The 13865-nt window shown below is 43.4% G+C and carries 19 protein-coding genes; all 19 read right to left on the reverse strand.

The features are described from left to right. Positions 1-123: 123 nt before the first annotated feature. The 19 genes from KH180_RS03575 to KH180_RS03665 all read right to left on the reverse strand — a co-directional run bounded on the left by KH180_RS03575 (position 124) and on the right by KH180_RS03665 (position 13798). Positions 124-837, reverse strand: a complete 714-nt coding sequence (locus KH180_RS03575; RefSeq protein ID WP_290756481.1) for a tRNA threonylcarbamoyladenosine dehydratase — start codon at positions 835-837, stop codon at positions 124-126. 1 nt (position 838) lies between these two features. Next, positions 839-1255 carry a secondary thiamine-phosphate synthase enzyme YjbQ gene (locus tag KH180_RS03580; RefSeq protein ID WP_290756484.1) on the reverse strand — a complete coding sequence of 139 codons (417 nt, stop codon included), beginning with the start codon at positions 1253-1255 and terminating at the stop codon, positions 839-841. Between the two features lie 101 nt (positions 1256-1356). Beyond that, on the reverse strand, positions 1357-1641 hold the full coding sequence (locus tag KH180_RS03585) for a hypothetical protein (RefSeq protein ID WP_290756487.1): 285 nt from the start codon (positions 1639-1641) through the stop codon (positions 1357-1359). Positions 1642-1783: 142 nt separating this feature from the next. Then, positions 1784-2383: a recombinase family protein gene (locus KH180_RS03590; RefSeq protein ID WP_290756490.1), complete on the reverse strand. Its 600-nt coding sequence runs from the start codon at positions 2381-2383 to the stop codon at positions 1784-1786. Between the two features lie 60 nt (positions 2384-2443). Next, positions 2444-3307, reverse strand: coding sequence for a damage-control phosphatase ARMT1 family protein (locus KH180_RS03595; RefSeq protein ID WP_290756493.1), 864 nt, complete (start codon positions 3305-3307; stop codon positions 2444-2446). 14 nt (positions 3308-3321) lie between these two features. Further along, the gene (locus tag KH180_RS03600; RefSeq protein WP_290756496.1) at positions 3322-4605 is read right to left on the reverse strand and encodes a sn-glycerol-1-phosphate dehydrogenase; all 1284 of its coding nucleotides are present in this window, start codon (positions 4603-4605) and stop codon (positions 3322-3324) included. Positions 4606-4772: 167 nt separating this feature from the next. Continuing rightward, positions 4773-5255: a PTS sugar transporter subunit IIA gene (locus KH180_RS03605; RefSeq protein WP_290756499.1), complete on the reverse strand. Its 483-nt coding sequence runs from the start codon at positions 5253-5255 to the stop codon at positions 4773-4775. A 14-nt stretch (positions 5256-5269) separates the two neighbouring features. Then, complete coding sequence (locus KH180_RS03610) at positions 5270-5569, reverse strand: hypothetical protein (RefSeq protein WP_290756502.1); 300 nt, start codon at positions 5567-5569, stop codon at positions 5270-5272. A gap of 15 nt (positions 5570-5584) precedes the next feature. After that, positions 5585-6241: a deoxyribose-phosphate aldolase gene (deoC, locus tag KH180_RS03615; RefSeq protein WP_330624387.1), complete on the reverse strand. Its 657-nt coding sequence runs from the start codon at positions 6239-6241 to the stop codon at positions 5585-5587. 36 nt (positions 6242-6277) lie between these two features. Further along, positions 6278-7525 carry a PTS galactitol transporter subunit IIC gene (locus KH180_RS03620; protein ID WP_290756505.1) on the reverse strand — a complete coding sequence of 416 codons (1248 nt, stop codon included), beginning with the start codon at positions 7523-7525 and terminating at the stop codon, positions 6278-6280. Positions 7526-7555: 30 nt separating this feature from the next. Continuing rightward, on the reverse strand, positions 7556-8449 hold the full coding sequence (locus KH180_RS03625; RefSeq protein WP_290756508.1) for an aldo/keto reductase: 894 nt from the start codon (positions 8447-8449) through the stop codon (positions 7556-7558). A 22-nt stretch (positions 8450-8471) separates the two neighbouring features. After that, the gene (locus KH180_RS03630; RefSeq protein WP_290756511.1) at positions 8472-8765 is read right to left on the reverse strand and encodes a PTS sugar transporter subunit IIB; all 294 of its coding nucleotides are present in this window, start codon (positions 8763-8765) and stop codon (positions 8472-8474) included. A gap of 61 nt (positions 8766-8826) precedes the next feature. Then, positions 8827-9759: a sugar-binding transcriptional regulator gene (locus KH180_RS03635; protein WP_290756514.1), complete on the reverse strand. Its 933-nt coding sequence runs from the start codon at positions 9757-9759 to the stop codon at positions 8827-8829. Between the two features lie 233 nt (positions 9760-9992). Beyond that, on the reverse strand, positions 9993-10271 hold the full coding sequence (locus KH180_RS03640) for a GNAT family N-acetyltransferase (RefSeq protein WP_290756517.1): 279 nt from the start codon (positions 10269-10271) through the stop codon (positions 9993-9995). A gap of 21 nt (positions 10272-10292) precedes the next feature. Then, positions 10293-11435, reverse strand: coding sequence for a hypothetical protein (locus KH180_RS03645; protein ID WP_290756520.1), 1143 nt, complete (start codon positions 11433-11435; stop codon positions 10293-10295). Between the two features lie 90 nt (positions 11436-11525). Then, on the reverse strand, positions 11526-11765 hold the full coding sequence (locus tag KH180_RS03650) for a hypothetical protein (protein ID WP_290756523.1): 240 nt from the start codon (positions 11763-11765) through the stop codon (positions 11526-11528). Next, positions 11762-12373, reverse strand: coding sequence for a DUF1700 domain-containing protein (locus tag KH180_RS03655; RefSeq protein ID WP_290756526.1), 612 nt, complete (start codon positions 12371-12373; stop codon positions 11762-11764). Before KH180_RS03655 ends, KH180_RS03650 begins: the two co-directional genes overlap by 4 nt. Continuing rightward, on the reverse strand, positions 12366-12683 hold the full coding sequence (locus KH180_RS03660) for a PadR family transcriptional regulator (RefSeq protein WP_290756529.1): 318 nt from the start codon (positions 12681-12683) through the stop codon (positions 12366-12368). The genes KH180_RS03655 and KH180_RS03660 overlap by 8 nt, the downstream gene beginning before the upstream one ends. Positions 12684-12880: 197 nt before the next feature. After that, entirely contained in the window at positions 12881-13798 is a 918-nt protein-coding gene (locus tag KH180_RS03665; RefSeq protein WP_290756532.1) for an Ig-like domain-containing protein, read from the reverse strand. Positions 13799-13865: the final 67 nt, after the last annotated feature.

The following is a 13865-nucleotide window of genomic DNA, read 5'->3' on the forward strand; positions in this document are numbered from 1 at the left end:
ATAATACAAAACGGAGGCCTCTGTTCATTCGCAGAAGCCTCCGTTTTTTCTTCTTTTCCATTTTTACCATAATATAAGCCTGCCGGCTGCAAAGTTACAGCGTACTGGCTGAAACTGCCGGAACTACTTTGCTGATACTAAATCTCTGATGACCTCCCCGGCCGCGATAAGTCCTGCCACAGAGGGCACAAACGCAACACTTCCAGGAACTGCTCTTCTTCCTTCTTCTTCTGAAAGGTCAATCTTCGGCTCCAGTGCCTTTTCTGTGGAATAGACTACCTTCAGTTTTTTTACACCCCGCTTTTTCAGCTCTTTTCTCATAACCTTTGCCAGCGGACAGACTGATGTGTTATAAATATCTGTGACTTCAAACTTTGAAGGGTCCAGTTTGTTGCCTGCTCCCATGCTGCTTATAATCGGGACTCCGGCTTTCTGTGCCTGAAGTACAAGTTCAATCTTCGCAGTAACCGTATCTACCGCATCCACCACATAAGAATATCTGCCAAAGTCAAACTCCTCTGCGTTTTCGGGCAGAAAAAAGCATTTGTGGATATTTACCTTTGCCTCCGGATTAATATCCAAAATTCTTTCTTTCATTACTTCCACCTTCACCTTGCCGACAGTACTGTGGACAGCAATGATCTGCCGGTTGATATTAGAAACAGAAACCGTATCTTTATCGATCAGATCAAAGGTTCCGACTCCTGTTCTTGCCAATGCCTCTGCCACGTAGCCTCCCACGCCGCCGACTCCGAATACAGCCACATGAGAGTTTTTTAATTTTTCTTCTGCCTCTTTCCCTAAGAGCAGTTCCGTCCTGATCCACTGACTTTCCATGTCAATCTCCAATAATTTTAATCAGCACACGCTTGTCCCGTCTGCCGTCAAATTCATAATAAAATATCTGTTCCCAAGTTCCAAAATCCAGCCGGCCTTCCGTCACAGCTGCCACAGATTCCCGTCCCATGACCGTGCGCTTTAAATGTGCATCTGCATTATCCTCAAAGCCATTATGCTGATACTGGCTGTACGGCTTTTCCGGGGCCAGCTTCTCGAGCCACTTCTCATAATCATGATGCAGCCCGGACTCATCGTCATTGATAAAGACACTGGCTGTAATATTCATGGCGTTCACTAAAACCATGCCTTCTTTGATCCCGCTTTTATCTACAGCAGCCTGGACTTTATCCGTAATATTCACGATTCCCCGCCTCGAAGGCAGGTGAAAATGCAGTTCTTCCCTGTATGATTTCATAAAACCTCCTGGATATGATAACTGATGTATTTATAATTTTTTCTTGCTACATCATTTTAACGCATCCAATATTCATCCGCAACAGGAAAGAATTCTCCAGTTTACAGTTTCTTAGCTTCTGTTTCCGTATAAAAATTATCCTTATTTTCTTCTAAAAACTTTTGTGCTTTGCGCTGAGAGAAAAACCGGATTTTCACGCCCGTCAGATATCTGACTGCCTCATTCCATTCTTTCAGGCTATATTGGTCCGGCTGAACAGATCCTGCAATAAAACAAGCCACAGGGAACCAGAAAGATGTAGGCAGATCTGATAACTCCTGACATCCCGCTTCCTCTGCCAAATATTCAAGAAGATTGTTATTTTGCTCCTTATTCTTTCGTATCATTACTTACCTCCAGAGAACGATAAAGCAGACTTTTTCGTTCGCTCAATGTATACTGAAAGAAGCGGCATTATCTCTTATAAATTGGTTATTTTCAGCAGTTTTATGTATAAAATGAACTGAATGATAATCTCTACCATTTCATTTATTTCTTTCTGCGTGCCCACCTGAGGAATGTGTCCTGGGCGATATGCAGCTGCATGGCAGCTTTTCTGGAAGATATCTCACCGTTTTCCCACTGCTGTTTTAATTCGCCGAAGTTTTCCGGCACAGGCTTCCTGGGCCTTCCGAAATGGACTCCTCTTAATTTGGCCGCCCTGATTCCCTCCTTCTGGCGTTTTTTGATATTCTCCCTCTCTGTCTGAGCTACATAGCTGAGAATTTGAAGTACCAGATCCGCTATAAAGGTGCCTGTGAGATCATCCTGTTTTTTCCTCGTGTCCAGAAGCGGCATATCCAGCACCACAATATCTGCATGAATCTGCTTTGTGACAATCCTCCACTGTTCCAGTATTTCCCCGTAATTGCGTCCCAGCCGGTCAATGCTCTGAATCACCAGGACATCGCCCTCTCTGAGCTTTTTCACCAATTTCTTATAATTTGGCCGTTCAAAATTTTTTCCGCTCAGCTTATCCAAATATATTTTTTGTTTCTCCACCGCAAATGCTTCCAGCGCCAGAAGCTGCCTTGTTTCATTTTGGTCTTTTGTGGATACGCGGGCATACCCATATACATTTGATGCCATAAAGATCACCTCCAAAAAAATAGTATCCTGACTTGGCAGGATACTATTTATTATGGATCTTTATCTTTCTTTTATAAACATATGCTCCAGATACTCACCCTGGAATCTTTCAACAAAATAATCACATTTGCACAAAAACATGTAATAAACATTCAGCCCGCATCCGGACATTGTCTCGTAATTCCCCTGTCCCTTGGCAATGATTACATCGGCTTTTTCCAGTATCTCTCTGGCCTCACGGCTGATCTTATTCAGGCTGGTGCCCGCAATCCTGGTACCGTTTCCTATGACGTCGGCCACGTCGGACATTCCAACATGTTCTGCATCTTCTATGGAAGCATCGTTGGCCACGCCGGCTCCCCGCACAATGACTGTGACATGAAGCCGGGGATATAGTTTTTTCAGTTCCCGTATTAAAATTTTGTCTACTACGATTTCACCGCAGTTGTCTGTGACATAGACAAGGTTTTTGGCTTCCGAGAGATCCTTCCGGAAGGCCTGATAAACCTCCGGCTTAAGATCCTTGATCCCATTCTTAAATAAAAGGCTTTCCAGCTGCCCGCTGTCAATCTCCCCAAGAGCTATGTAATCAATATAATTCCCCGCCTGGGCCGCCTGAATGGCAGTGACGACAGGATCGTCAGAGGCTTCGATCCTCTGCTGAATCTCCTGTTCCTTTGAAAGCATCAGATCATTAAAATGCCGTTTCAGCGGATCAAAAGATGTCTGGCTCCCAAAGTACTGTTCATACACTTCTGTAAATTCAGCCAAATATTCCGGCGGAGACAGTTCCATCTCCTCATCCTCTAAAATCTTCTTAACCTGATCGAGAAACTGCTGTTTTTTTTCTTCCTCATGCTCCTGTTCCACTTTTCTCACTTCACTCTTAAACAGGCATTGCCTGCAAAACGTCCCTGTCCTCATACTATTCCTTTCCCTTATCCCTGAATCACTGCTTCATAAAAATCATAGAACTTTAACAACCGCATAAAAGTCAGCCGCTGCCGGACATATGGGGATACTCTTGCTGTCTGTTCTTTCATGTTCTGTTCCAGGCCAAGTTCCTTAAGCGAACAAACTCCGCCGGCCTGTTCCAGGTATGTCCTTAACTGTCCTGCCTCCGGCACCTGGCTCAGGATCTCTATAAGCTGGCCCTCTTTCTGTCTCAGAATAGAAGGAGATATGCTGTCCAGCAGGTTCGGTTGATTCTCTTCTATAATAATATCATCCAATTTTCTGCCTGCAAAGCACTTTCGTATCAATTCTTCCTCAAAAGGTACAGCATTTTTCAGCTGATACTCACCCTGTTTCAGATATTTGGCTGCTTCATGGTAGATGCCCGATGAAAGGATCAATCCAACCCCTACTTTTTCTCCGTGGTAAAAATCAAGATGGGGGTTGATGGCCTCCATCTCCCACAGATGGGACATGTGATGTTCTGTCCCTGAGGCAGGTCTGGAATTCCCGGTCATCTGGATTGCAAGCCCGGAAAGCAGCAGGCCGTACATCAGCTGTTCATAGGAAGAAACACTTCTTTCTTTTAATCCGGAGAGACTTCTGCACATGATTTCAAGAGCTTCCTCCTCCATTCTGCAGATCTCCGGACAGAAATACTCCCCTGTAATCAAATGTGCGATCTTCCAGTCTGCCAAAGCCGTATATTTCCCCAGCAAATCTCCCACACCGGAGGCTGTCAGCCGGAGCGGTGCGTTTTTAAGAATGGTGCTGTCCGCCACAATGATTTTCGGTGCGCAGGAAGGAACTGTCTTTTTAAATCCTTTGAGTGTCATCGCTGCCACAGTCGAAGTATATCCGTCTACACTGGCTGCCGTAGGAATGGATACAAAAGGGATGTCCAGTTCAAATGCACAGTATCTTGTAATATCGTGAATCGTTCCGGAACCCGCCGCCGCAAGTGCATCCGGCCGTTCCTGCCCCTTTAACTGCTCCATCACGTATTCCACACTGATTTCATCGGCATGGATGTCTGTACCCCTCAGCAGGATTTCAGAAAGCCCTGGAAACATACATGCCGCCTGTTTACCCGCAGCTTCATACGTATTCTCATCACAGATCATCGCAAGTCTTTGAAATCCCGCTTCTTTCAGGACCTCGGGAAGTTTTTGGACTGCACCTTCCTCCAAAAGAATTTTGTCAATCTCAATGCGGTGTTCTCTTTTACAGGAACAAGCCCCTTTAAATTGGTTTAAATCAACCTCCATTTTGAACCTCCTTTCATAGAGACAACAGGGACCTGCACCGCAAGTCCCTGGAAAATCGTGTCCGGTTATGTTATAATACTATCTGTAAGAAAGAAATGCTCTGCAGACGCTTCGCCCCAAATGAAGACTGTCTATGAGTGTTTCTTTTTTCTTTCTCATGATAACATTCATAATAACCCTTTCTGCATATGATCTGTAAAAAATTGATTTAACAGAGTACTGATCTGTTTCGGTGACTCTAAAACCTGCAGCTGTTTCATCTCATCTTCATCAGAGATCAGCTGGACTAATGTACTCAGCACCTCTACCTGCTGGCTCGGCTCCTTGACTCCCAGAACAAAGGCAAACTTGGCATTCACCTGTATTTCCGGCTCTCCCATATGCGAAAACAAAACCGTTTCTTTAAACCTGACAAAGGAGATCGATGCCTCAATTACATGCTCCACATCTGTATGGGGGATTGCAATCTCAAATGCCTCCGTCTTAAGCCCCGTAGGATATACTTCTTCCCGTTTTTTCAGCGCATCAGCAAAGCTTTCCCTGACCATGCCTTTTTTGCAAAGCCTGTTTCCGATCACTTCAAAAAATTGATTCCTGTCTTCAAACGTCTCATCAAGCCAGATGAAATCTTCTCTGAAAATCTGCTCCATGCTGTGCTCCTCCTTTATCTGCCGTCAAGATTCTTTTCCACTTCTTCATACAATTTTTCTGTTCCCATCCACGGATACAGAAGACACAGTCCCTGCAGCACCGGAAGAGATGTATTCAGATTGCCTGTGGCTGTGGAAATCACCATATCATGTCCCTGTTCCAGACCTTTGATATCGGTAACTTCGTATGTATTTACAAAAGTCACCTCAGCCTTTATGTCTTTTGTTTTCAAACCTTCCTTTAAAAGATCTGCTGCTTTCTCTGCTTTTTCTTTTTTCATGCCTCCGGCCAGCAGTAAAGAAGTCTCTCTCATAACATCACGCTCCTCTTAGAATTCTTCCAGGATGGCTTTTGTCCTGCTGATGCCGATCCGGTCAGATCCTGCTTCAATCATTGCAATGCAGTCTGCCAGATTGTTAATTCCCCCTGCGGCTTTAACGTGTACTTTCTCAGATACAGTCTCTCTCATCAGCTTAATATCTTCTGCCGTAGCTCCGGACGGTGCAAATCCTGTGGAAGTTTTGACATAAGCAGCTCCCGCTTCTTCTGAAAGCTCACAGCCCTTTTTAATTTCTTCTTTTGTGAGGAATGCGGTTTCCAAAATCACTTTCACAATCCCGGGTGTGGCGCTTACAACTGCCTCAATATCTTTTTTCACATCTTCATATTCGCCGTTTCTCAGAGCTCCGATATCAATGACCATATCCAGTTCCACTGCCCCTCTGGCATATGCATCGACAGCTTCCGCTACTTTTGAAAATGTGGTGTGTGCCCCGGAAGGAAATCCAATAACGGTTCCAATCTTTACATCGGTACCGTCCAGTACCTCTCTTGCCATATCCAGGTTGCATGGATTAATGCAGACAGATGCGCAGTGATTTTCCTTTGCAAACTGAAGTCCTTCCATGATCTCTTCTTTTGTCAGCTGCGGTTTTAACAGAGAATGGTCCACTTTGCTTAAAAACTCTTGTTTTGTCATCTTCATAATCTTTTATCTCCTTTTAATTATAATCTGTGTTTTTTAGCCAAATAACGAGAATATCTTAACGAACAGCCACGATATCAAATTGGCCCGGTCCAGGTTTCCGATCTGTGATGCTCCTGCCGGCATTTTGATTCCCGCGGTCAGTGCCATCTGTGTCTCGATTGGTGCCAGATTTGTAGCCATGAGCAGTACGCACGCCATAACAACAGTTCCCACGATCAGTGCCCGGATGACATTTCCTTTTGACATGGCCGTAATCAGGCATACGATAAACGGTATAACCGCCAGATCCGCAAAGGGCAGAAGCTTATTGCCGGGCAGTATGATTGCCAAAAATATGGTAATCGGCACTAACAAAAGCCCTACAGCGATAACGGACGGTTCCCCCAGGGATACTGCGGCATCCAGGCCGATAAAAATCTCTCTGTCTCCGAAATGTTTTGCCATAAACTCTCTGGCAGCTTCTGAGATCGGGATCAGCCCTTCCATCAGAATCGCTACCATCTTTGGCATTAAATACATAACCGCTGCCATGGTAATCGCAAGCTTTAAAACTGCATCTATTTTCTGTCCTCCCAGGATACCAAGTGCAAGACCGATGATCAGCCCCATTGACATTGGCTCTCCGAAGATACCGAAACGTTTTCTGATGGTCTCCGGGTTGGCATTCAGCTTATTCAGCCCCGGAATCTTGTCAATCAGCCAGTTCAGCGGCACTACAAGCGGCAGAAATCCAAGTGCTGTCAGGTGTGGAAAAGAAATGCCCGGCATTCCGAAAAACTTCTCCACATAGGGCTGAGTATAATCTGCCAGTATAAGCGCAAGAATGGAAAGTGCGCTGGCTGCAATAATTCCCATCGGAAGACTTCCGCTCACTGTTGTCACGGCATATCCTACGAATGCAAACTGCCAGTAGTTCCAAATATCCACGTTCATGGTTTTTGTAAGCTTCAGAGTCAGCATGGCGAAGTTGATCACCAGTCCGATTGGTATCATCAGTCCTGCTGCCGCCCAGGCCCAGGAAATGGATGACATGGCCGGCCATCCGATATCAATGACCTGCAAATCCAGCCCCAGCCGTTCGGTCATTGCCTGAGCCACTGGTCCCAGCTGATCCGTCAGCAGGGTGATAACCAGATTGATTCCGGTAAATCCGATTCCAATGGTAACTCCGGACTTAAATGATTTTGAAAACCCTGCCCTCATAATCAGTCCGAATACGAAAATAATAATAGGCAGCATAACCGTGGAACCTAATCCTAATATAAAATTTAATATTTCCATACAATTCCTCCCGTTGTACCTTTCAATCGTTTATGGTACTTTATGGCCCTTAACTGCAGTCCAGACCATGAACCACTGTTCCGGTGTAAGCCTGTATTTGAGAGCCTTGACCGGCCTCTCTGCCAATCCGATCTCCCCTGATCCTGTAATCGGGATCGGTTTTGCAGGATGTGAAAACAGCCATGCAAAGGCCACTTCATCAATATCCTCAGCCCCGATTTCCTCCCTGATGATTTCCAGTACCTCTCTGAGCCTTACCTCTTCCTCTCCCTCGCCTGTAAAGATTCTTCCTCCTGCAAGCGGAGACCAAAGCATCGGGTGGATCCTCTCCTCCATGCAGAGGTTCATCACACCGTTTTCCATGTTTTCCATCCTGAGCGGGGAAAGTTCAATCTGATTTGTGATCAGAGGCACGGTGAGATAAGATTTCAGCAGCCGGAATTCATCCGGCAGAAAATTAGATACCCCAAAGGTTCTGACTTTTCCTTCTTTTAAAAGAATTTCAAATGCTCTGCTGATCTCCTCCGGATTCATAAATGGACTTGGCCTGTGCAGAAGCAGTGTGTCCAGGTGATCTGTTCCCATATATTGAAGTGATTTTTCCACCTGCCCGATGATGTACTCTGTGCCGTAGTTATAATATTTGACACGCGCAGTCTCTGATTTGTATACGATGCCGCATTTTGAAATGATCTGCATCTTCTCTCTTAAATCCGGCCTTTTTTTGATGGCTTCCCCGAATTTTTCTTCTACTGTGTAGTCTCCGTAAATATCAGCGTGGTCCATCGTGGTGATTCCCAGATCCAGGCATTCCTCCAAATAGCGGATCAGTTCATCTGTGGAAAGATTCCAGTCCAGAAGTCTCCAAAATCCAAGAACGACTCTGGAGAATTCAAGACCCTCTGCCATAGTTACATATTCCATACTCTACCTCCATAAAATAGCCTTATTCTTTGAGCTTGTTTAAGATGTCCAGTATCTGCTCGTCCACTGCTTCCGGTTTGATCCCTGTCAGATAATTGATCGCAAACACGGATGGTGTTGTTACTGTTTCCGGAACTCTTGTGCTGGCAACAATCAGATCAAATTCCGGAGCCATTTTTTCTACCTCCACGATCTTGACCTGCTGCACCTTCACGACAAACCCGTTTTCCTCACACAAATTCCTTACCCGGTTGGCAATCACTGTGCTGGTAGCGATACCGCTTCCGCAGGCGATCAAAATATGATATTCTTTCATGCCTTCCACCTCCTTTCTCTTTTCTTCTTCTATTTTTAAAACTATACAACAGTCCTAAAAATCATTTGCTCAGATACTCTGCAGTATTCTGGTCTGTAATCAGAATATCAATGTATCCGGCCTCCAAAGCTGACTTGACGGAGGCATATTTTTCTTCACTCTCAACCACACAAATTTTATTCGGTATCTGTTTCAGCTGTTTCTCTGTAATTCCGATACAGCGTTCGGTAATATTTTCACAGCAGATCTCACTGTCTTTGTCCAAAAAGACTACAGAGACTACATCACAGATGGCGTCTTCTTTTCCAAGCTGTGCAAGGTCCTGTTCAGATATATAGCCGGATTTGCTGATGCTGCTGTCCTTGGCCAGAGGATTTCCGAGACTGAAGACTGCATATTCTGCCTGGGATGTCTTCTCGATCACTTTCTTCACCTGACCGTCATTGATCAGAAATTCCTTTTCCTCTTTACTGTTTACCAGAGCCGGGGCGATCAGGGACAATGATCTGCCTCCGGTCCTCTTAGCCAGCGTGGATGCTATGGTTGTTGCATGCATATCCAGCTCACTTTGTCCGTGTCCTCCGATGATAGGAGAAAATAAAAGGTCAGGATTGTTCATTTTCTGGATATAATCCGGTACCAGCCTCATAGTGGATCCCCATCCCACAGCAACCGTCACCTGTCCTTCCAAATGTCTTTCCAGGTAATACGCAGCTGCGGATGCCACCTGTTCTTTGGAAGAAGTTCCAATGGATGTGTCTATGATTACCACATCCTTTAACCCGTACTTATCCTTGACATCCTGTTCAAGCTCCGGATATACACCGGAGTAATCTATAATAATCCTTACAACCTCTTCTTCTTTAGCCTTCTGGAGAATCCGGGAAACCTTCATTCTGGACAGCCCTGTCTGTTTTGCAATCTGCTGCTGGGTCATATTTTCCTCGTAATATAGCTTGCTTATCAGCGTCATAGTTCTTCTCTGCATATCCATGTCATCACCCCTTTTTGTTCATTTGAACATATACTGTTATTTTGTTCATCTTTATAATATAACAGTTATGTACAAAAGTCAATACAATTTTATTTTCCAAATAATACCTCAACAAAAAAAGCATGAGCTTCTGTGAACTGCACAGATCTCACGCCTTTTTGTTCATGTATGTAATCTTAAAACAGAGAAAGAGAATGGCAGGCATACCTTAAGTCTGCCTGCCGCTCCTTGTATTATTCATTTTTCAGCAGATTTTGATATTCCGGATGCTTTTGAAACCAGCTGACTGCATAAGAACAGGTGGGGATCACCTTCATTCCTCTTTCGGCAAGCTGTTCTGCCGCTGCTTCCACAAGCTTTCCCGCAACGCCCTGACCTCTGAGGGAATTATCCACAAATGTATGGTCAATAACCGCTGTATCCACTGAAACTTCTGGAAAGGTGATTTCTGCTGTCATCTTTCCTTTTTCATCTTCAGCAAAAATCCGGTGTTCTTCATATTGAAATTCCATAATCGTCATCTCCTATTGAATTTAATTATAATCTATAGAATAGACACCATTTGTATTCTTCCCAATCTTGGAGACTTTAATGTAGTAGGTACCTGCCCCGTTTTTCAGCCGGTATCTCTTTTCCTTTTGTCCTGACAATTTATAAGTTTTCAGCGGCTTTTTTCTGCCTTTTTTGTAAATTGAAATCTTCAGCCTGCCGGAATTCATAACAACAGCTGTCTCAATATAACGTTTCTTCTTGGCAGTCTTTCTGTTTACCCGGTACCATCTGGAAGCTTTTTCTGTATCCGTGTAAAGATCTATCATCTGGGAATACAGGCTTATTTTCTTTGCCTTGGATTTTTTGGTCTTATATTTTTTTGGAATCGGAGCTGTAGAATAACCGACGATATACGGTTCTCCGGACTTTATTTTTACGGCAACTCTGTAGCTTCCCTTAGAAAGTCCATAAATAGATTGAACCAGGGCTTTTTCATCAGAAGCGGCAGCTGATTTAACCTTGGACAGCTTTTTCCATCCTGATTTTGTCTTTTTTTGTACATTATAGGATAATCGCTGCCCGCTTAGTGGAAGAGAAGGCTGAGTTACCAGAGCTCTTTTTTTGACTGTAAATTCATGATGGAAATAGTTTCCGCTTCCCGTCTGTAAATATAAATCATCTGGCTTTATAGTTTTGACATGATCTGTTGTCAGGATTGCTTCCACAGTAAAACTCTTACATTTGTCAGGGAGTTTCAATGAATATACGGTTCCGGCAGGAACGGACTTTATCAGGCCTCCTTGCTTCCGGTATTCCCTGACCTCTTTTCCGGAGGCATCGTACAAGGTTCCAAATGCTTCCACATCATCATCAGATTCTCCTGCGATCATTAAAACTCCTGCCTGATCTGCATATATTTTAACTGTTTTTCCCTGCCATGCTGAATTATATACATATCCATCCTCATCCGGAATTACTGCTAAACTGTTGTATCTCTTAACATGAATTTCGGCCTGATTTTTTCCTGAAACCTTCTTTCCCTTTTGGAAAATCTTTTCCCCATTTACAGATAGAAAATCCTTCCAATCTGTCTTGTCTTTTGCTGAAACCGGAATTCCAAAACTGCCTGCCGCTATCACAGCAGATAACAAAATCCCGGCCAGTTGTTTCCATCTTTTCTTCATAACCATTCCTCCTGTCGGCTTGTCTATTTGTTCATTATATCAAAGTCAAAGGAGAAATTTGTAACAAAACTGTGTTGGATATATTACAAATCAGTCAGGCTCCGTCCCTCCGAATGAGAGCAGATAAACCCCGTTTTTAAGTCTGATACCTACCCACGCCCCGTGCTCTCTTACATGAACTGTCCGGTACCATTTAGGCTGTCCCTGTTCTTTCAGGTTTTCAGGCTGAAAATCTGCCATTCCCCATCCTGCGCCGATCAATATCATTCCAACAATTAAAAATGCTGCTCCCAGCATTACACCTTTCTTTTTCATATTGCTGATACTCATGCTTCTGCACCTCTTTTCCTGATAACCACACCTGCCAGCCATCTGCTGAATCTTATGGTGACTCCCGTAAAGATCTTTGCTAAGATCCATGTCAGCAGGCCAAACAAAACAAAGATTCCTGCTAATGCCATTCCAACTCCAAGCTGCAGAACTCCTGCCGCCGGATTCTGAAATACAATAACAGCTGCACCTCCCATGCTGACCACCGAGAGCACCAGTCCCGCCGCTGAAAAAGCACCGGTACATACCGGAATACACCAGATCACAATATAAGCAGACAGAACAAGCAGTACAGCGGCCAGCAAAAGACATATTCCTGCCAGCGCCAGGGAACCCCAAAGCGGAAACCCAAGAATCAGCAAAACGCCAATCAGCCCTTTCATTCCCCGGGACATCCGGCTCCCTGCCTTATCTCCCTGTTCCTCTAATATCTCCTGTGCAATCAGCCCCGGATTACCGACTTGTTCTACGGCGTCTTCCTCCGTGTAACCGTCTTCCATATAATCATCAATCATTTCGCTGTAGTAAGAAAGAGACTTTTCTCTCTCACTTTTTCCAAGACTTTTCAAAAGCCGCTTCAGGCTCTCTAAAAACTCTCCTTTACTCATTCTCCACTGCTCCTTTCACAAACTCATAAATCCCCGTAATCTGCTGCCACTCATCTAAGAATTCTCTTGTATGATCTCTTCCCTTTTCTGTGATCCTGTAATACTTTCTCAGCCTGCTGTTATGCTCCACTGTATAGGTATCCAAATATTTATTGCTTTCCAGCCGCTTCAGAATAGGATACAGTGTAGATTCTGAGATCTTGATACATCCCGATACGTCTTTAATGATCTGGTATCCATAAGAATCATCCTTACAAAGGGCGGCCAAAATACAAAACTCTAAAAAACCTTTCTTCAACTGTGCATTCAATCTATCGCCTCCTTATGCATTATACTATATATTACATAGTATAATGTGTCAAGAGGTAATTTCATTATTATTTGTGAGCATCCTGCATGGAGTGCTTTTTATTGGATAGGGGATTCTGAGGGAATTTCCTATCCAATAAAAAGGCCATAGTTCTTCTGCGAACCATGGCCTAACCTAAATATATCTTTAATAAAAACTTAATCCATTAACTCATATACTGCATTTCCATATGCATCTACATAAGATATATAAGTTCTTCCCCTGAAATCAAAGTTAAAGAAAAAAATGGAATTATCATCTGCATAAAAAGAACCAAAAGCAAGCTCAACAAATGGTAATAATACAGTCTCTCCCGGATCTACCCTGTAATATTCCAGAAAAGATATACTATCCTCATCAGGATCGCATAAATAAACATACTGATCCAAACTGCTGTATCTAGGGTTTGTCACATATCCTAATTCATTTACAAAGATTCCTGTCCTGGACCGGTTATTAATATTTAACCCTACTACCCGTGTATTTGCCCCGTCATCTGTATGTATAAATTGTACAGAAAAATTTGGAGATTCCTGCTTCACCGTAACTTTGCATTTATATTTCTTACTAGAAATATTTACTGTTATATATGCTGTTCCTGTCTTCTTGCCATAAATATATCCTTTGTTGTTTACTGTTACAATGCTTTTATTGCTGGAAGTCCATTTGACTTTCTGTGTATTCCCCGATACCTTGAGTTGATAATAGGTATCCTCACTGATTGATATAGAACTTTTATTTAATTTTGGCGTCTCTACCTTTACTTTGCATTTATATTTTTTTCTGCCGATCTTTGCTGTGATTGTAGCAGTTCCTTTTTTCTTGGCAGTTACTTTTCCCTTTTTTGAAACTGAAGCAACAGACTTTTTGCTGCTGGACCATTTAGGCTTTTTCTTTGTCCCCTTTACCTTTAATGTTTTGCTCTGTCCTTTAATTAGTGTTATCTTTTTACTTGAAATTTTAATTTTTGCAGCATACACCTGCTCTGTTCCCGCAGCGATTGATGTTATACCAAAAGACAACACCAGTAAAAATGCTGCTGCCAATTTAAATATCTTTTGTTTATTTCCTTTCATTTTCTACCTCTTTTCTTTCGTATTGCTCTAAAATTTTGTTACTATATCTAAAATCCCCCTTCCTATC

This window comes from Anaerostipes sp., assembly GCF_018381315.1.
GTDB lineage: Bacteria > Bacillota > Clostridia > Lachnospirales > Lachnospiraceae > Anaerostipes.